Consider the following 17,432-nt stretch of genomic DNA (forward strand, 5'->3'; position numbering starts at 1 on the left):
GTTTCCCCGGGCCGCCCGCTCGCTTCTTCCCCGTGCTGGAGCGAGCCGTGTCAAGGGTCGGCCGCAGGCCGATCGCCGAAGGCGACGCGGACGCGTAGCGGGAGCGCCCTTGACTCGGCTCGCGGAGGCACGACACTGGCCAAGAAGCGGGCGGCCCACTTCAGCCCCGCTCACTCCTCGACGAACAGCTCCGCCGCGTCCGTCGCGTGCACAGCTCGCTGGGCCCACAGCTCAAGTTGGTCCAGATCCGTGCAGGCGCTCACTCGCTCGCGGACAGTCTCGGGCACCGGGATGCCGCGCCACTCCAGGATGCGGAGTGTCATCTCCTGACGATCCTGGATACGGCCCTCCTCACGTACCCGCTCGGCCAGCGGGTGTCGCCAGAAGTACTGGATCGCCGTCATCAGGTCCCTCCACATCTGCTTCGCCTGGGGGTCGGCCAGGCATGAGTCGACGAACTGCACGAAGACCGCGGCGCTGTCGGGGTCGATGGTCCGCAGGGCGGATGCCAGGGACTCCAGTATGGCCGCCGCCTGCGGGCCCCGCCCGTGTGTCATGGCCGAGAGCACCGCAAGGGGGACGTCCCGCTCCGCCTGCCGCTCATCCGCGATCACCGGAACGTTGTCCGGGCCCAGCACCAGCGGCCGTACCGTCAGCGAGTGCCAGTCACGGAAACCGAGCCGGATCGGGCGGGACGCCACTTGGCCGTGGCGCTGCTCTGCGTGATGACGATCAGCACCGGCTCGCAGCGGTACTTCTCGTAGAGGTAGGAGAGGTAGTACGGCCAGCTGCCCCGCTTGCGGTCGTCCACCTTCCCCTGTGACTCCACCACCAGGAGATACGTGCCCTCGTCCGTCTCCGCCCGCAACAACGTGTCCACTCGACGCTCGACCGGCTCGATCTCCGTCAGGTCAGCGCCGCGATCTCACGCGGCTCGGGAAACGGCACGTGCAGCACCCGCTGTAAGGCCCGGGTCAGCAACGCCGGATCCTTCTGGAAGATCCGGTGCAACGCCTCATGCGACGAACCCACCATCACGCAGCCCCCAGCTCACACCACACGAACTTCCCCCGGTTCCCGAACCTCGCCGACGGCTGCCAGCCCCAGAAGTCCGCACAGGCCCGGACCAGCGCCAACCCCCGCCTCTCCTCCTCCAGCTCCGCTACCTGCTCCAACGGCCGCGGAGGCTTCGGCGGCCCAGGGTCCGTGTCCCACGCCCCGATCCACACCACCCCTTCCCCCGACCGACGCACCCTGAGCGCAGCTGGCCCCTTCGTGTGTCGTACAGCGTTGGAGACCAGCTCCGTCGCGAGGGGTTCGGCGATGTCCACCAGGCCGATCAGCCCGTGCATGGTCAGGATCAGACGCAGGGTGCGGCGGGAGATGGTGACGGCTCTTAGGTCGTTCGGGATGTACAGCGTGTAGTCCCAGGTTTCAGTCATGCGTCAACTCCGCTTCCGAGATGGGGATTTCGCGCGCAGTGGCATTGCCGCAGCGTCATGGCAGGACGGTGCAGTGCGCTTCCGATGCGTGTTCGTCGCATCACAGACGGTAGACCTAGATTTTTAAGTTTCGCAAGCCGACCGCGTAACCTGACCCCGAACGAGTCGCGCATACAGGCACGTTGGGAGGAGAGGGTCATGGCACTGAGGAGCGAACCAACGGCACGTCAGATGCGGTTGGCAGTTGAGTTGCGCAGGCTCCGCGACGCCGCAGGCCTCCAAGCCCGCGAGGCAGCGGCAATGCTCGGAGTGAGTTCAGCGCAGATCAGTCAGATCGAGACCGGCCTCACGGGCGTGAGCGAGAAGCGGCTGCGCCTTCTCGCCGCCAACTACTCCTGCTCGGACAGCGAGCTGATCGATGCCCTGGTGGCCATGGCGACCGACCGAACGCGGGGCTGGTGGGAGGAGTATCGGCAACGGCTGCCCACACCGTTCCTGGACCTCGCCGAGTTGGAACATCACTCCACGTACCGGCGCGACGTCGAGTTCCTGTTCATTCCCGGCCTGCTTCAGACGCCCGCGTACGCCCGCGCCGCGTTCTCCTCCAGGATTCCCGAACTCCCCGAGGAGGATCTCGAACTGCGTGTCCAGCATCGCATGCAGCGCAAGGCGATCCTCGTGGGGCCTGATCCCACCCCCTACGAGGCCGTCATCCACGAGGCAACACTGCGCATCAGACTCAGCGACCGAGACGATGCGCGGGCCCAGCTATTCCGTGTCCTGGAACTTTCCGAGGCTGACCACATCACCGTGCGTCTGATCCCCTTCGACCTGGACGGCTTCGGCGGGGCCTGGAGCCCCGTGATGCTCGCGGGCGGTGCGGTGCCCAAGCTGGACACGGCCGTTCGCGACGCACCTCACGGCACCGGCTTCATCGACGCCGAGGCTCAACTCGGCGTCTTTCGAACGCTCTTCCGTAGGGTAGAAGCTGTATCACTCGACCCCACTCGTTCGCGTGACGTCATCCACAGAGTGGCCAAGGAGCTGTGAGACCTACCGTGACCAACCCCGACAACTGGCGGAAGTCGTCCTACTCAGGCGGCGGCGACGGCAACAACTGCGTGGAGATCGCGACCTTGCCCGTCCACATAGCCGTCCGCGATTCAAAGGCCCCGGCCGTCGGCACCCTCACTTTCCCCTCCGCAGCCTTCACACCCTTCATAGATGCCCTGAAGGAGACCCCCCGCCCCTAGAGCAGCCCCGCCCCCGCCAAAAACTTCCCCACCCTCACCACCTCGTCCCCCGACAACGGCACCTGCGGCTCCGCCGTCACCGGGCAGGCGATGACGCCCCGCAGATGCAGCGCAGCCTTGAACGCGCCCAGTGCCGAAGAGCTGCCGCCCATCCGCGCCGGGTCCCCGACCCCGACCATTCCGAACAGCGCGCACAGTCGGTCCTGCTCGGCCCGGGCAGCCTCCCAGTCGCCCGACCGGCACAGGCGATACAGGCGGACGTACCCGTGCGGGTCCACGTTGGCCAGACCCGGCACCGCCCCGTCCGCGCCCAGCGCCAGCGCCGCGTCGACGATCAGCTCGGAACCGGTCAGGACGCTGAAGCCGGGGTGGGCGCGGGCGCCGGTGACGATCTCCCGGAAGGCGGCCAGGTCGCCGCTGGAGTCCTTCAGGCCGGCCAGCACCCCGTCGCCGGCGAGACCGAGCACCACCTCGGCGGGGAGCTTGGTGTGCACGGCGGACGGGATGTCGTAGGCGATCACCGGGACCGGGCTCGCGGCCGCGATCCGGCGGTAGTGGTGGACGATCTCGGCGGGGTGGGTGCGGGCGTAGAAGGGGGCGGTGACGACGACGGCCCGGGCGCCGGCGGCGGTGACCGCCGAGACGTGGTCGAGGACGCGCGGGGTGGTCATGTCGATGGCTCCGGCGAGGACGGGCAGCTGTCCGCCGATGTGGCCCACGACCGCCTCCACCACCTGCCGGCGCTGCCGGTCCGTCAGGAAGGCCGCCTCCGAGGTCGAGCCGAGCAGGAACAGCCCGTGGACCCCGCCCTCCACCAGGTGCTCGACCAGCCTGAGCAGCGAGGGGACGTCCACCTCGCGGTCCGGTGTCAGGGGGGTACAGACGGGCGGAACGACACCGGTCAGCGGGGCGGGAAGCGTCATCAAGGCTCCTGGGGCAGGTTCTGGCGAACCAGATCGCGGGTCGACCGGTCCTCCTCCACAGGATGGTGGCAGCGGTAGCGGTGTCCGGGCTGTGACGCGGCCGAGAAGCCCGGCATCGAACCTGCACAGACCTCGTCCGCCTTCCAGCAGCGCGTACGGAAGGGGCAGCCGCTCGGCGGGCGGGTCGCCGACGGCACCGGGCCGGTCAGCGGGATCGGGTCGATGGGGTCGAGCAGACCGGGCGTGGCCGAGAACAGGGCCCGGGTGTACGGGTGCCGGGCCTGGTCGGTGACCCGGCCGGCCGGGGTCTCCTCCACGATCCGGCCGAGGTACATGGTGATCACGCGGTCGCTCATCCGCCGTACGGTCTGGATGTCGTGGGAGACGAACACCAGGGCGAGACCGAGGCGTTCCCTCAGGTCCAGGAGCAGGTTGAGGATCTGTGCGCGGACCGAGACGTCCAGGGCGCTGGTCGGCTCGTCGGCGACGACGAGACCCGGGTCCAGAGCCAGCGCGCGGGCGATGGCCACGCGCTGCCGCTGCCCGCCGGACAGCTGCCCGGGCAGCGCGTCGGCGAGGGCCCGGGGGAGACCCACGAGGGCCATCAGCTCCCGCACCCGGTCCTCCCGCTCGGCCCGCGTCCCGCGCCCGTGGACGTCCAGCGGGTCGCGCAGGATGCGACGTACCGTCAGCCTGCGGTTCAGGGCGGTCGAGGGGTCCTGGAAGATCATGCCGGTCCCCGCGCCGACCGTGGCCCGGCGTTCGGCGGGCGGCATCGACCACAGGTCCCGGCCCCGGAACGACACCGTCCCGGAAGTCGGCCGCTCGATGCCCACCAGCACCTTCGCCAGCGTCGACTTCCCGCATCCCGACTCGCCGACCACCCCGACCGTCTCGCCGGGCGCCACGGTGAGATCGGCGCCGGTCAGGGCGTACACCCGGTCGCGGGTGAACAGGCCGCCGCTGCGGGCCTTGTGGACGACGTGGGCGTCCCGGACTTCCACGACAGCTGTCACTGCAGGGCCTCCTCGCTCTCCGCCGACGTCAGCTGCACCGCAGGGTGGTGACAGGCGGCCGTGTGCGTGGGGGTCCCGGAGAGGACGGGCGCCGTCGTACGGCACACCTCGGTCGCCAGCGGGCAGCGGTCGGCGAAGCGGCAGCCCGCCGGGAAGTCCGCGGGGGACGGTACGACCCCCTTGATCTGAGTCATCCGCTCCTCGGCCGACTCCAGCGAGAGCACGCTGCCGAGCAGGCCGCGCGTGTAGTGGTGCGCCGGTGCCTCCACCAGGTCTGCGGTCACGCCCGTCTCCACGATCTGCCCGCCGTACATCACCACCACCCGGTCGGTGACGTCGGCGACCAGCGCCAGGTCGTGCGAGACGAGGACCAGCGCGAAGCCCAGTTCCTCGCGCAGCCGCAGCAGCAGCTCCATGATCTGGGCCTGCACGGTGACGTCCAGGGCGGTGGTCGGCTCGTCGGCGACGATCAGGGCGGGGTCGCGGGACAGGGCCATGGCGATCAGGACGCGCTGACGCTGGCCGCCGGAGAGTTCGTGCGGGTAGCTGCGCAGCGTGCGGTCCGGGTCGAGGCCGACCAGCGAGAGCAGTTCGTGCGGGCTGCGGCGGCCACCGCGGCGGACGAGCTGTTTCAGCTGGGCGCGGATGGTCATCGCCGGGTTCAGCGAGGACAGGGCGTCCTGGTAGACCATCGCCATCTCGTGGCCGAGCAGCCGGCGTCGTACTCGCACGGGCTCGGCGAGCAGGTCCCGTTGGTGGAAGCGCACCTGCCCGCGTACCCGGGCCTCCTTCGGCTGCAGGCCCATGACGGTGAGCGCGGTCAGCGACTTGCCGCAGCCCGACTCGCCCACCAGGCCCAGCACCTCGCCGGGGTGCACCTCGAAGCTGACCCCGTCCACGATGTCCACGCCCCGGTGCCGGTCCGGGAAGCCGATGGCGAGGTTCTCCACCGCGAGCACCGGCCGGCCGCCGGGGGCGGGCCGGGGCCGGGCCCGGGAGCGCAGGCGACGGGCGGCCTCGGTCAGCCCCGGCAGCCGCACCACCTCCCCGCCGCCGGGTTCCGGTGTCTCCAGCCGGTCGTCGGGCGCGGCGACCTCGCGGGCGGCCGGGGCGGCCCAGGCGTCCGAGACGCCCTCGGAGAGGATGTTCAGGGACAGGACGGTGAGCAGGATCAGCAGTCCGGGGAAGACGGTCGCCCACCAGCCGCCGGTCAGCACCATGTTCTTGCCGTCGGCGATGACACTGCCCCAGGACGGGTCCGGGGGCTGTACGCCCGCGCCGATGAAGGACAGCGACGCCTCGAAGACGATGGCCTCGGCGACCTGGACCGTGCAGAACACCAGCACCGGGGCGGCACAGTTGACGGCCACGTGCCGCAGCACGATGTGCGCGGTGCGGGCGCCGATCACGCGTTCCGCGGTGACGTAGTCCTCCCCGTACTGGTCGAGCACGTTGGCCCGCACCACCCGGGCGACCGGCGGGGTGAACAGGAAGGCGATCGCGCAGATCAGCACGCCGATCCCGCCGCCGAAGACGGCGACCAGCACGGCCGCGAGCGCGATGCCCGGGAACGCCATCACCACGTCCAGACAGCGCATCAGCGTCTCGTCCACGGACTTGCGGGAGGTGGCCGCCAGCGCCCCGACGACCGCACCCACGACGAGCGCGAGCGCGGTCGCGCCCAGCCCGATCGCCAGCGACCAGCGGGCGCCGTACATCAGCCGGCTGAGGATGTCCCGGCCGAGGCTGTCCTGGCCCATCCAGTGCGCGGCCGACGGGTGTCCGGTGCCGTCGACCGGGTCCTGCTGGTCGAGCGGGTCGTGCGGGGCGAGCACCGGGGCGAGTACGGCGACCAGGACGACCAGGGCCAGGAAGCAGACGGCGGCCTTCGACAGCGGCGGCAGCCGGCGTCGGCCGCGGAGCCGGACGCCGGGCCGGGAGAGCCGCTCGGTGAGCTCGGCGCGCGTGACCATCAGGCCGCCCTCAGACGTGGGTTGACGAGCAGGTAGAGGATGTCGATGACGAGGTTGACGACGACGAACCCGGTCGCCGTGGTCAGCACGACCCCCTGGACGACGGCCGGGTCGCCGTTCTGCACGGCGTCGATCATCAGCTTGCCCATGCCGGGCAGCGAGAAGATCGTCTCGATGACGACGGCACCGCCGAGCAGATAGCCGACGCGCAGGCCGAGCACGGTGAGCGGATTGACCAGCGCGTTGCGCAGCACGTTCCGGCCGACCACCACCCGGGGCGGCAGGCCGCTGCCGATCGCGGTGCGCACGTAGTCCTTGTCCAGCTCCTCCACCACCGACGTCCGCACGATCCGGGTCAGCTGGGCGGCCACCGGCAGGGACAGCGCGAACGCGGGCAGGGCCATCGTCTTCAGCCAGCCGGTGAAGGAGTCGGCCGGGTTGATGTAGCCGCCGGTCGGGAACCAGCCCCGGTCCACCGCCAGGTACTGGATCATCAGCAGCGCCAGCCAGAAGCCGGGCGCGGCGACCCCGACGAGGGAGACGACCCGGATGACCTGGTCCGGCAGCCGGTCGCGGTACACGGCCGCGGTGACGCCACCCGCCAGCGCCAGGACGACCGCGATGCCGAGGCCGAGGAAGGTCAGCTGGAGGGTGAGCGGCAGCGCGGTGGCGACCTGGTCGGCGACCGGGGCCCGGGTCAGGGCGCTGGTGCCCAGGTCGCCGTGGAGCAGGTCGCCGACGAAGTGGACGTAGCGCACCGGGAGCGGGTCCAGCAGGCCGCCTCGCTCCCGGAAGTCGTGCAGTTGCTGCGGGGTCGGGTTCGCGCCCTGGAAGAACGCGGACGCCGGGTCGACGTCCGAGAACCGCATCACCAGGAACACGAACAGCACGATCCCGAGCAGCAGCGGCACGAGCAGGACGACGCGGCGGAGCAGGATCCGTACGACAGCCGTCATGCCGTCAGGTCCACTGGGCTTGCAGGAGGTTGACGCCCGGGTAGGGCTGCGGCCTTATCCCGGTGAGCTTGTGCGGGTCCCAGGCGGTCATCAGCTCGTTGTGCACGACCGGGTAGAGCACGGCCTGCTCGGCGACGACGTCGACGTAGTCCTGGATCATCGCCTTCTTCTTCGCCGGGTCCGGCTCCCGGGTGGCCCGGTCCATGTCCTTGAAGAGCTGCCCCGCGACCGGGTCGTCGGCCCACCGCGTGTACTGCATCCACAGGTTCTGGGGGCCGTAGTTGTAGTGCATGATCAGGTCGGCGTCGAGCCCGAACTGGTTGGGGTTCGAGGCCGCGGCCACCACCTGGTAGTCCTGCTTCTGGTCCATCTTGGTGAACACGGCCGTGGTCTCCTGCGGCGCCAGGGTCGTCTCCACGCCGATCGCGTCCCAGGAGGACTTGACGGTCGGCAGACAGTCCACGATCCAGCTGACGTTCACGGCGAGGATCTCGATCTTCAGGCCCTTGACCCCGGCGGCCTTCAGCAGCGCCTTCGCCTTCTCGGGGTCGTAGCCGTAGACGGTCTTCGCCCGCCGGTAGCTGGGGTTGCCCTCGTTGAGGAACGAGGACGCGGGCTTGCCGTGCCCCTTGAGCGCGACCTGCACCATCTTCTCGGTGTCGATCGCGTAGTGCAGCGCCTGCCGCACCCGCACGTCGTCGAAGGGCTTGTGCTTGGTGTTGAACATCAGGAACAGGTTGTTCATCCCGGCGCCGCCCGCGACCTTCAGACCGCCCTGCTCCAGGCGGGCGATGTTGGCGTAGGGGATGTTGTCGGCGATCTGCGCGCCCGCGCCGGTGCCGGAGATCTTGGCCACGCGCGGGGCCGCGTCCACGATCGTCAGCCAGTTCATCCGCTTGAAGGCGGGCTTGCGCGGGCCGTTGTAGGCGGCGAACGCCTCGAAGGTGGTGTTCGACTTCGGGTGGTGCGCGGTCTGCCGGTACGGTCCCGAGCCCACCGCGAGCCCCTTGATCGCGTCGTCCCAGGCGCCGGGCCGGGAGAACACGTGCCTGGGCATGATCTTGGCCAGCGTCAGCCGGGCGAGCCCGTCCGGGAAGGGGAACTTCAGAACCAGTTCCACGGTCTTCGCGTCGACCTTCCGGGCCTCCTGCAGCCAGCTGACGAAGAAGCCCTTGGCGAGGGTCTGGGTCTTCGGGTCGAGGATCCGGTCGAAGACGAAGACGACGTCGTCGGCGGTGACGGGCTTGCCGTCGTGGAAGGTCGCACCGGACCGCAGCGTGAACCGCCAGGTGGTGGCGTTCGGGTCCTTCGGCACCTCGGTGGCGAGCGCCGGGTACGGCACCCGGGAGATCGGGTCGGTGTCGAGCAGCCCCTCGTAGATGTGGTTGTTGGCGGCCATGGCGAACGCGGACGCCGTCTGCGTCGGGTCCCAGCTGCCGTCGTTGCCGTACCCGATCACCGCGGTCAGCGTGCGGTCCTTGCCGCTGCCCCCGTTCCCGGTGTCGTTCGTGGACTGCGGACCGGAGGAGCAGCCCGCCAGCGCCGGGGGAAGAGCGGCGGCCGCGCCCAGTGCCCCCGTGTACTTCAGGAACGACCGGCGGCGCGGTGCCGGCACGTCGGGGGTCACGTCGTCGCGCACGGTTCCTCCAGCGGGGTCGGGGGGAGGGGGAGGTACGACGTCCTACGTCCGATCGGTCAGCGTGACCATAAGAGCGCCTGTGGGGGTGGTCAAGAGATCGCACACGAATGGCGTAGCCGCCACAGGTCGCACCAATGACGGGGCGAAATGGCCTCTGCGGGACGTGAGTTGACGCAGCTCACCGGGAATGCGGTGCATGCTGCGCAGGGCAGACTCCGGCCGAGTCTAGGCACGCTGGGCCACCAGTGGCATGCGAAGCGTGAAATTGCCGGAGGCAGGGGAGCCACCGGGGGTGGACGCGATGAAACTCCCGGTCGGCTCCTGCGCCGTTGACACCCACACCGGACGCCTCGGCATCGTCATGGGGCACGAAGGGCCGTATGTGCAGCTTCGGCCGTACGGCGGCGGGCGGGAGTGGGACGCGAGACCGGAGGCCGTCCGCCAGGCCACCCAGGCCGAGCGGCTGAGCGCGGCGACGGCCCATGCCAATGCGCGCAGCCGGGGCGAGGTGCCTTGAAGAGCCGCCCGCGGCCCTGAGACACGGCACGGGCGGGCAGAATGGAGCCATGAGTCTGTTCCGGGACGACGGCATCGTCCTGCGCACCCAGAAGCTCGGAGAAGCGGACCGCATCATCACGCTCCTCACGCGCGGTCACGGGCGGGTGCGTGCCGTGGCTCGTGGGGTGCGGCGGACCAAGTCGAAGTTCGGGGCCCGGCTGGAGCCGTTCTCCCACGTCGACGTGCAGTTCTTCGCGCGGGGCAGTGAGCTGGTCGGGCGCGGGCTGCCGCTGTGCACGCAGAGCGAGACCATCGCTCCGTACGGTGGCGGGATCGTGACCGACTACGCGCGCTACACCGCCGGCACGGCCATGCTGGAGACCGCCGAGCGGTTCACGGACCACGAGGGCGAGCCGGCCGTGCAGCAGTACCTGCTGCTGGTGGGCGCCCTGCGCACCCTCGCCCGGGGTGAGCACGCCCCCAACCTCGTCCTCGACGCCTTCCTGCTGCGCTCGCTGGCCGTCAACGGCTACGCGCCCAGCTTCGGCGACTGCGCCAAGTGCGGAATGCCCGGTCCCAACCGCTTCTTCTCGGTGGCCTCCGGCGGCTCCGTCTGCGTCGACTGCCGGGTGCCCGGCAGCGTCGTACCCTCGCCGCAGACCCTGGTACTCCTCGGCGCGCTGCTTACGGGAGACTGGGAGACGGCGGACGCGTGCGAGGCGCGCTACGTCCGGGAGGGCGGCGGGCTGGTGTCCGCCTACCTGCACTGGCATCTGGAGCGCGGACTGCGCTCCCTCCGGTACGTGGAACAGTGAGCAAGGGAGACGAGAAGCACATGGTCGTACGCGGGATCCTGGGACGCCAGCGCCGCGAGTACAAGGCGCCTGAGCCACACCCGTCCGGTGCCCGCGCGCCGAAGCTCCCGGGCGAGCTGGTACCGAACCACGTGGCGATCGTCATGGACGGCAACGGCCGCTGGGCCAAGGAGCGCGGGCTGCCCCGCACCGAAGGCCACAAGGTCGGCGCCGAGCGGGTGCTCGACGTGCTGCAGGGCTCCATCGAGATCGGCGTCCGCAACATCTCCCTGTACGCCTTCTCGACCGAGAACTGGAAGCGCTCGCCCGACGAGGTCCGCTTCCTGATGAACTTCAACCGCGACTTCATCCGCAAGACCCGCGACCAGCTCGACGAGCTGGGCATCCGGGTGCGCTGGGTGGGCCGTATGCCCAAGCTGTGGAAGTCGGTCGCCAAGGAGCTGCAGGTCGCCCAGGAGCAGACCAAGGGCAACGACCTGCTCACGCTGTACTTCTGCATGAACTACGGCGGCCGAGCGGAGATCGCCGACGCCGCTCAGGCTCTCGCGGAGGACGTGAAGGCGGGCCGCCTCGACCCCTCCAAGGTCAACGAGAAGACCCTCCAGAAGTACATGTACTACCCGGACATGCCGGACGTGGACCTGTTCCTGCGCCCCAGCGGTGAGCAGCGAACCTCCAACTACCTGATCTGGCAGAGCGCGTACGCCGAGATGGTCTTCCAGGACGTGCTGTGGCCGGACTTCGACCGCCGCGACCTGTGGCGGGCCTGCATGGAGTTCGCCTCCCGCGACCGCCGCTTCGGCGGGGCCGTCCCGAACGAGCAGCTCCTCGCCATGGAGGCCGCCATGAAGGGCGATTCCACCTCGTAGCCACCGGCGGTTCACAAGGGTCGCCGAGGATGCGGGACTCATGAGACGTCTCACCCCTCTCCTCGCCCTCGGCGCCCTGCTGCTCGCCGCGCTGCCGGCCCACGCCTCGGACGGTCCCGCGCACCGGGACTCCTACGGCACCAAGGCGCCCTACACGCCCGAGCAGAACCCGCGCACCTACCAGCGGCCCCCCGCCGGGTACACCCCCGTCTTCACCGAGAACGTCTCCCGGCACGGCTCCCGTGCCGCCACCGACAGCGAGGACGGCGACCTCGTCCTCGCCCTGTGGGACAAGGCGCAGGAGCAGGGCCAACTCACCCGCAAGGGCGAGGAGTTCGGGCCGACGGTACGGGCCCTGCTGGCCGCCATGTCGCAGGTCGGGTACGGCAGCCTCAGCGGACGCGGCAAGCAGGAGCTGACGGACACGGCCGTGCGCATGCGGCAGCGGCTGCCGTCCCTGTTCGGGAGGATCGCCGCGGAGGGCGAGAAGATCGACGTCGTCAGCTCCGGTCAGGGCCGGGCCGTCGACAGCGGAAACGTGTTCGCGGGCGCCCTCGCCGACAGCGACCCGGCGCTCAAGCCGCTGATCGGGCCCACCCGCACCGACAAGGACCTGCTGTACTTCCACAAGGCGGCGGGCGGCGCGGCCTACCGTGACTACATCGCGCACGACCAGCGCCTCGCGGACACCCTGAAGTCGATCACCGACCAGCCCCGGACGCACGAGGTCGCCCACCGCGTCCTGCGCGGGATCTTCAAGGACGACTTCGTCGAGCAGATCGCCGACCAGGTCCCGGCCGCCCAGGCCGTCTACAACCTGTACGCCATCGCGCCCGCGATGAGCGAGGAGAGCCCCGACGGGCAGGGCTGGGGCATGGAGCGGTACATCTCCCGCTCCGACGCGGTCTGGTTCGGGTACCTGAGCGACGCCGAGGACTTCTACGAGAAGGGTCCCGGCTTCGCCGACAGCGACATCACCTACAAGATGGCCGGCGTCCTCCTGGACGACTTCTTCAAGCAGGTGGAGGCCGAGCGGGACGGCACGAGCGACCTCGGCGCCGAACTGCGCTTCACCCACGCCGAGGAGATCATCCCGCTGGCCGCGCTGATGGGCCTGCCCGGCAGCACCGAGCCGGCGACGCCCGGGGAGCCGTACACCTACGCCGACAACCCCTGGCGGGGTGCCTCCGTGTCCCCCCTGGGCGCCAACATCCAGTGGGACGTCTTCCGAAACGGCGACGACTACCTGGTCCGCATGCTCTACAACGAGAAGGAGACGGCGTTCAAGGCGGGCTGCCGTCCCCTCGCCAAGGGCAGCGCCTTCTACGACCTGGACGAACTGGAGCGGTGCTTCGGGCGCGACTGATCAGCGCTTCGCGGCGCACTCAGCGCATGTACCGAAGATCTCCACGGTGTGCGCCACGTTGACGTAGCCGTGTTCCGCCGCGATCGCCTCGGCCCACTTCTCCACCGCCGGGCCCTCGACCTCGACCGCCTTGCCGCAGCCGCGGCAGACGAGGTGGTGGTGGTGTTCGCCGGAGGAGCAGCGGCGGTAGACGGACTCGCCGTCGGAGGTGCGCAGGACGTCGACCTCGCCGGCGTCGGCGAGGGACTGCAGGGTGCGGTAGACCGTGGTCAGGCCGACCGAGTCGCCCTTGTGCTTGAGCATGTCGTGCAGTTCCTGCGCGCTGCGGAACTCGTCGACCTCGTCGAGGGCCGCCGCCACGGCTGCGCGCTGCCGGGTGGAGCGGCCCTTCACGGGCGGTCCAGCGGTCGTCACCGTCGTCTCCTCACGTCTCGCGTCTGCCCGGGCCATTGTGCCAGCCCGGACTGTGCGCGGTCAGACGCCGACCTCGTCGCCCGCCCCTCGCGTGGCCGCGAGCGAGCACTCGGCGGGGTCGCCGGCGGGCTGTGCCGCGGCGGCCGCGCGGGCGCGTCGGCGGGCCAGCGGGGTGGCCAGGGCGGTGAGGACGACGAACGCTCCGATGGTCAGCAGGACGATCGTCGCACCGGGCGGAACGTCCTGGTAGAACGAGGTGACCGTGCCGCCGATCGACACGCTGACGCCGATGGCGACGGCGATCGCGAAGGTCGCGGCGAAGCTGCGGGTGAGCTGCTGCGCGGCGGCGACCGGTACGACCATGAGCGCGGACACCAGGATCAGGCCGACCACCCGCATGGCGACGGTCACCGTGACAGCCGCCGTGACGGCGGTGAGCAGGTTCAGGGCGCGCACCGGGAGCCCGGTGACCCGCGCGAACTCCTCGTCCTGGCTGACCGCGAACAGCTGGCGGCGCAGTCCGAGGGCCACGGCGATCACGAACGCGGCGAGGATCATGATCGCGGTCACGTCCGAGGGGGCGACCGTCGACAGCGAGCCGAACAGGTATGACATCAGGTTGGCGTTGGAGCCGCCCGGCGCGATGTTGACGAACATCACGCCGCCGGCCATGCCGCCGTAGAAGAGCATCGCGAGGGCGATGTCGCCGCGGGTCTTCCCGTACCAGCGGATCAGTTCCATCAGCACCGAGCCGAGCGCGGAGACGGCCGTGGCCATCCACATCGGCGAGGCGTTCAGCAGGAAGCCCAGGCCGACGCCGGTCATCGCCACGTGCCCGATGCCGTCGCCCATCAGGGGCTGGCGGCGCTGGACGAGGTAGATGCCGATCGCGGGCGCGGTGATGCCGACCAGCACGGCCGCGATGAGCGCCCGCTGCATGAAGGCGTAGTCGAGGAGGTCCATCAGCTCAGCAGTCCCGTGCGGAGAGGTTCGGCGCCCGCGGGTGCGTGCGGGTGTACGTGGTCGTGGCCGGGCAACGCATGCTGGCCGACTGCCTGCGGGGGCGGGCCGTCGTGCAGGACGCAGCCGTCGCGCAGGACGACCGCCCGGTCGATCAGGGGCTCCAGGGGGCCCAGTTCGTGCAGGACCAGCAGGACCGTCGTACCGGCCGCGACCTGCTCGCGCAGGGTGCGCGCGAGCACCTCCTGGCTGGCCAGGTCGACGCCCGCCATCGGCTCGTCCATGATCAGCAGCTGGGGTTCGGCGACCAGGGCGCGGGCGATCAGCACCCGCTGGTGCTGGCCGCCGGAGAGCGCGGTCACCGAGTCCTTGGCGCGGTCCGCCATGCCGACCAGCTCCAGGGCGCGCTGTACGGCCGCTCGGTCCGCCTTGCGGAAGACGCCGAAGCGGGTGCGGGCCAGGCGGCCCGAGGAGACGATCTCGGTCACCGTGGCGGGCACCCCGCCCGCGGCCGTGGTGCGCTGCGGTACGTACCCCACGCGCGCCCAGTCCCGGAAACCGCGGCGCGGGGTGCCGAACAGCTCGATCGTGCCGCCGCTGACCGGCACCTGGCCGATGATGCTGCGCACGGCCGTCGACTTGCCGGAACCGTTCGCGCCGAGCAGTGCGACCACCTCACCGCTGCGCACGGTGAGATCGATGCCGCGCAGAACCGGGCGCGAGCCGAGTTCCGCGGTCACCCCGCGCATCGCTATGACGGGCTCGCCCATGGTGTCGTCCTCCGTGCCGGTCACTTGGCGCCCAGGGCCTGCTGGAGCGCCTTGAGGTTGGCCTCCTGGACCGAGAAGTAGTCGGTGCCCCGGGACTTCTTCGTGATGCCTTCGAGCGGGTCGAGGACGTCCGTCCTCAGGCCCGCGTCGCCCGCGACGGTCTTCGCGGTCCGGTCGCTGACCAGCGTCTCGTAGAAGACGGTGGTGACGCCGTCGGCCTTGGCCATCGTCTCCAGGTCCTTCACGCGCGCGGCGCTGGGCTCGGACTCGGGGTCGAGGCCGTTGATGGCCTCCTCGGTGAGGCCGTAGCGCTCGGCGAGGTAGCCGAAGGCGGCGTGCGTGGTGATGAAGACCTTGGTCCTCGAGTTCGCGAGGCCGTCCTTGAACCGTGTGTTCAGGTCGTCCAGCTTCTTGACCAGGGCCGCGGTGTTCTTCCGGTAGTCGGCCGCGTGGTTTGGGTCGGCCTTCTCGAAGGCCTTGCCGACGCCCTCGGCGACCTGGGCGTAGCGCACCGGGTCGAGCCAGATGTGCGGGTCCTTGCCGCCGGACTCCTCGCCCTCGTGCGTGTCGTGCGCGGCCGCGTGGCCGCCGACCTCGTTGCCGTGCTCCTCCAGCGTGGTCAGGGAGGCCGCGTCGATCTTCGTCTGCACCGGGGACTGGGCCACCGCGTCGTCGACGGAGGGCTGGAGGTTCTTCAGGTACAGGACCGCGTCGGACTCCCCGAGCCCGGCGATCTGCTGCGGGCTGATCTCCAGGTCGTGTGGTTCCTGGCCGGGGGAGGTCAGCGTGGTGACGTGAACGTGGCTGCCGCCGATCCGCTCGGCGAGGAAGGCCATCGGATAGAACGACGCGACGACGTCGAACCTGCTCGTGTTGCCCGCGGCGCTCGCGCCGGAGCAGGCGGAGAGGGTGGCGAGGCCGAGGGCGGTGACCGCGGTCGTCGCCACCGCGGGTATGAGCTGTCGTCGTACGTTCATGACAGTCATTTTCAACAAACATGGAAACCGTTGTCAACAAGGCTTGTGAGGGGTCCAAGGTGGGGGCCGATTTGGCCGTGGGGGAGCCTGCGCCGGTAACCTGAATCATTCGCTGGAAGCATCTCGCTTCAACGCCCGTCGTCGTAATGAAGAGAGCACCGTGGCCGCCGACAAGATCGACACCATCGTCAGCCTGAGCAAGCGCCGTGGCTTCGTTTTCCCGTGCAGTGAGATCTACGGCGGACAGCGTGCCGCCTGGGACTACGGACCGCTGGGTGTCGAGCTCAAGGAGAACATCAAGCGCCAGTGGTGGCGCTACATGGTGACGTCGCGCGAGGACGTCGTCGGTATCGACTCGTCCGTCATCCTGGCCTCCGAGGTCTGGGTCGCCTCCGGTCACGTCGCCACCTTCACGGACCCCCTGACCGAGTGCACCTCGTGTCACAAGCGGTTCCGCGCCGACCACCTGGAAGAGGCGTACGAGGAGAAGAAGGGCCACGCCCCGGCGAACGGCCTGGCCGACATCAACTGCCCGAACTGCGGCAACAAGGGCCAGTTCACCGAGCCCAAGCAGTTCTCGGGTCTCCTCTCCACCCACCTCGGCCCGACCCAGGACTCCGGCTCCGTCGCCTACCTGCGTCCCGAGACCGCCCAGGGCATCTTCACCAACTTCGCCCAGGTCCAGACCACCTCGCGCCGCAAGCCGCCGTTCGGCATCGCGCAGATGGGCAAGTCCTTCCGCAACGAGATCACGCCCGGCAACTTCATCTTCCGCACCCGCGAGTTCGAGCAGATGGAGATGGAGTTCTTCGTCAAGCCGGGCGAGGACGAGAAGTGGCAGGAGTACTGGATGGAGCAGCGCTGGAACTGGTACACCGGCCTGGGTCTCCGTGAGGAGAACATGCGCTGGTACGAGCACCCGCAGGAGAAGCTCTCCCACTACTCCAAGCGCACCGCCGACATCGAGTACCGCTTCCAGTTCGGCGGCAGCGAGTGGGGCGAGCTGGAGGGTGTCGCCAACCGCACCGACTACGACCTCGGCGCGCACGCCAAGGCCTCCGGCCAGGACCTCTCCTACTTCGACCAGGAGGCCGGCGAGCGCTGGACGCCGTACGTCATCGAGCCCGCGGCCGGTGTCGGCCGCACGATGCTGGCCTTCCTGCTCGACGCCTACGTCGAGGACGAGGCGCCGAACGCCAAGGGCAAGATGGAGAAGCGCACGGTGCTGCGCCTGGACCACCGCCTGGCCCCGGTGAAGGTCGCGGTGCTCCCGCTGTCCCGCAACCCGGAGCTGTCCCCGAAGGCCAAGGGCCTTGCCCAGGCGCTGCGTCAGCACTGGAACATCGAGTTCGACGACGCGGGCGCCATCGGCCGCCGTTACCGCCGTCAGGACGAGATCGGCACGCCGTACTGCGTGACGGTCGACTTCGACACGCTCGAGGACAACGCTGTGACCGTGCGTGAGCGTGACTCCATGAAGCAGGAGCGCGTGTCGCTGGACCAGATCGAGGGCTACCTGGCCAGCCGTCTGCTGGGCTGCTGACCTGAAGTTCGTCCCGGT

Annotated in this window: 17 protein-coding genes and 1 pseudogene; 7 read left to right on the forward strand and 11 right to left on the reverse strand. The window is 70.0% G+C overall.

Features of this window, described 5'->3' with window-relative positions; translation table 11 throughout:
* Nucleotides 1-170 precede the first annotated feature (170 nt).
* Together ACWC5O_RS21790 and ACWC5O_RS21795 are read right to left on the reverse strand one after the other, a co-directional pair.
* Nucleotides 171-1,035: pseudogene (locus ACWC5O_RS21790) on the reverse strand (hypothetical protein).
* On the reverse strand, nt 1,035-1,442 hold the full coding sequence (locus tag ACWC5O_RS21795; RefSeq protein WP_450589816.1) for an ATP-binding protein: 408 nt from the start codon (nt 1,440-1,442) through the stop codon (nt 1,035-1,037). The pseudogene ACWC5O_RS21790 and the gene ACWC5O_RS21795 overlap by 1 nt, the downstream one beginning before the upstream one ends.
* Nucleotides 1,443-1,640: 198 nt before the next feature.
* Between ACWC5O_RS21795 and ACWC5O_RS21800 the strand changes: the two genes are divergently transcribed.
* A complete protein-coding gene (locus tag ACWC5O_RS21800) occupies nt 1,641-2,492 on the forward strand; it encodes a helix-turn-helix domain-containing protein (RefSeq protein ID WP_450589817.1) in 852 nt (283 codons plus the stop codon).
* 8 nt (nt 2,493-2,500) lie between these two features.
* Complete coding sequence (locus tag ACWC5O_RS21805; protein ID WP_450589818.1) at nt 2,501-2,695, forward strand: DUF397 domain-containing protein; 195 nt, start codon at nt 2,501-2,503, stop codon at nt 2,693-2,695.
* Here ACWC5O_RS21805 and ACWC5O_RS21810 read toward each other — a convergent pair.
* The 5 genes from ACWC5O_RS21810 to ACWC5O_RS21830 are packed head-to-tail and all read right to left on the reverse strand — an operon-like array spanning nt 2,692 to nt 9,202.
* Nucleotides 2,692-3,618: a dihydrodipicolinate synthase family protein gene (locus ACWC5O_RS21810; protein ID WP_450589819.1), complete on the reverse strand. Its 927-nt coding sequence runs from the start codon at nt 3,616-3,618 to the stop codon at nt 2,692-2,694. The genes ACWC5O_RS21805 and ACWC5O_RS21810 overlap by 4 nt on opposite strands.
* The gene (locus ACWC5O_RS21815) at nt 3,618-4,634 is read right to left on the reverse strand and encodes an oligopeptide/dipeptide ABC transporter ATP-binding protein (protein ID WP_450589820.1); all 1,017 of its coding nucleotides are present in this window, start codon (nt 4,632-4,634) and stop codon (nt 3,618-3,620) included. The genes ACWC5O_RS21810 and ACWC5O_RS21815 overlap by 1 nt, the downstream gene beginning before the upstream one ends.
* A complete protein-coding gene (locus tag ACWC5O_RS21820; RefSeq protein ID WP_450589821.1) occupies nt 4,631-6,607 on the reverse strand; it encodes a dipeptide/oligopeptide/nickel ABC transporter permease/ATP-binding protein in 1,977 nt (658 codons plus the stop codon). Before ACWC5O_RS21820 ends, ACWC5O_RS21815 begins: the two co-directional genes overlap by 4 nt.
* Nucleotides 6,607-7,563: an ABC transporter permease gene (locus ACWC5O_RS21825; protein WP_450589822.1), complete on the reverse strand. Its 957-nt coding sequence runs from the start codon at nt 7,561-7,563 to the stop codon at nt 6,607-6,609. The genes ACWC5O_RS21820 and ACWC5O_RS21825 overlap by 1 nt, the downstream gene beginning before the upstream one ends.
* Nucleotides 7,564-7,567: 4 nt before the next feature.
* Nucleotides 7,568-9,202 (reverse strand): ABC transporter substrate-binding protein, encoded by a 1,635-nt coding sequence (locus ACWC5O_RS21830; protein WP_450589823.1) that lies wholly within the window; start codon nt 9,200-9,202, stop codon nt 7,568-7,570.
* A gap of 301 nt (nt 9,203-9,503) precedes the next feature.
* Here ACWC5O_RS21830 and ACWC5O_RS21835 point away from each other — a divergent pair, with 301 nt between their 5' ends.
* The 4 genes from ACWC5O_RS21835 to ACWC5O_RS21850 are packed head-to-tail and all read left to right on the forward strand — an operon-like array spanning nt 9,504 to nt 12,750.
* Complete coding sequence (locus tag ACWC5O_RS21835) at nt 9,504-9,719, forward strand: hypothetical protein (RefSeq protein ID WP_450589824.1); 216 nt, start codon at nt 9,504-9,506, stop codon at nt 9,717-9,719.
* A gap of 49 nt (nt 9,720-9,768) precedes the next feature.
* The gene (gene recO, locus ACWC5O_RS21840) at nt 9,769-10,515 is read left to right on the forward strand and encodes a DNA repair protein RecO (RefSeq protein WP_450589825.1); all 747 of its coding nucleotides are present in this window, start codon (nt 9,769-9,771) and stop codon (nt 10,513-10,515) included.
* Between the two features lie 20 nt (nt 10,516-10,535).
* Nucleotides 10,536-11,384 (forward strand): isoprenyl transferase, encoded by an 849-nt coding sequence (locus ACWC5O_RS21845; protein ID WP_450589889.1) that lies wholly within the window; start codon nt 10,536-10,538, stop codon nt 11,382-11,384.
* 40 nt (nt 11,385-11,424) lie between these two features.
* Nucleotides 11,425-12,750 (forward strand): histidine-type phosphatase, encoded by a 1,326-nt coding sequence (locus tag ACWC5O_RS21850; RefSeq protein ID WP_450589826.1) that lies wholly within the window; start codon nt 11,425-11,427, stop codon nt 12,748-12,750.
* Here the strand turns inward: ACWC5O_RS21850 and ACWC5O_RS21855 are convergent, their stop codons facing one another.
* From ACWC5O_RS21855 to ACWC5O_RS21870, 4 genes are read right to left on the reverse strand one after another with little or no spacing between them, the layout of a single operon-like run.
* Nucleotides 12,751-13,164 carry a Fur family transcriptional regulator gene (locus tag ACWC5O_RS21855; protein ID WP_386571962.1) on the reverse strand — a complete coding sequence of 138 codons (414 nt, stop codon included), beginning with the start codon at nt 13,162-13,164 and terminating at the stop codon, nt 12,751-12,753. It abuts the gene before it with no gap.
* A gap of 60 nt (nt 13,165-13,224) precedes the next feature.
* Nucleotides 13,225-14,127: a metal ABC transporter permease gene (locus ACWC5O_RS21860; protein WP_450589827.1), complete on the reverse strand. Its 903-nt coding sequence runs from the start codon at nt 14,125-14,127 to the stop codon at nt 13,225-13,227.
* A complete protein-coding gene (locus tag ACWC5O_RS21865; protein ID WP_450589828.1) occupies nt 14,127-14,894 on the reverse strand; it encodes a metal ABC transporter ATP-binding protein in 768 nt (255 codons plus the stop codon). Before ACWC5O_RS21865 ends, ACWC5O_RS21860 begins: the two co-directional genes overlap by 1 nt.
* A 20-nt stretch (nt 14,895-14,914) precedes the next feature.
* The gene (locus ACWC5O_RS21870; RefSeq protein ID WP_450589829.1) at nt 14,915-15,871 is read right to left on the reverse strand and encodes a metal ABC transporter substrate-binding protein; all 957 of its coding nucleotides are present in this window, start codon (nt 15,869-15,871) and stop codon (nt 14,915-14,917) included.
* A 160-nt stretch (nt 15,872-16,031) separates the two neighbouring features.
* On the opposite strand from ACWC5O_RS21870, the gene ACWC5O_RS21875 reads away from it, so the two are divergent.
* Complete coding sequence (locus ACWC5O_RS21875) at nt 16,032-17,414, forward strand: glycine--tRNA ligase (RefSeq protein WP_450589830.1); 1,383 nt, start codon at nt 16,032-16,034, stop codon at nt 17,412-17,414.
* Nucleotides 17,415-17,432: the final 18 nt, after the last annotated feature.

The organism is Streptomyces sp. NPDC001450, assembly GCF_053597295.1.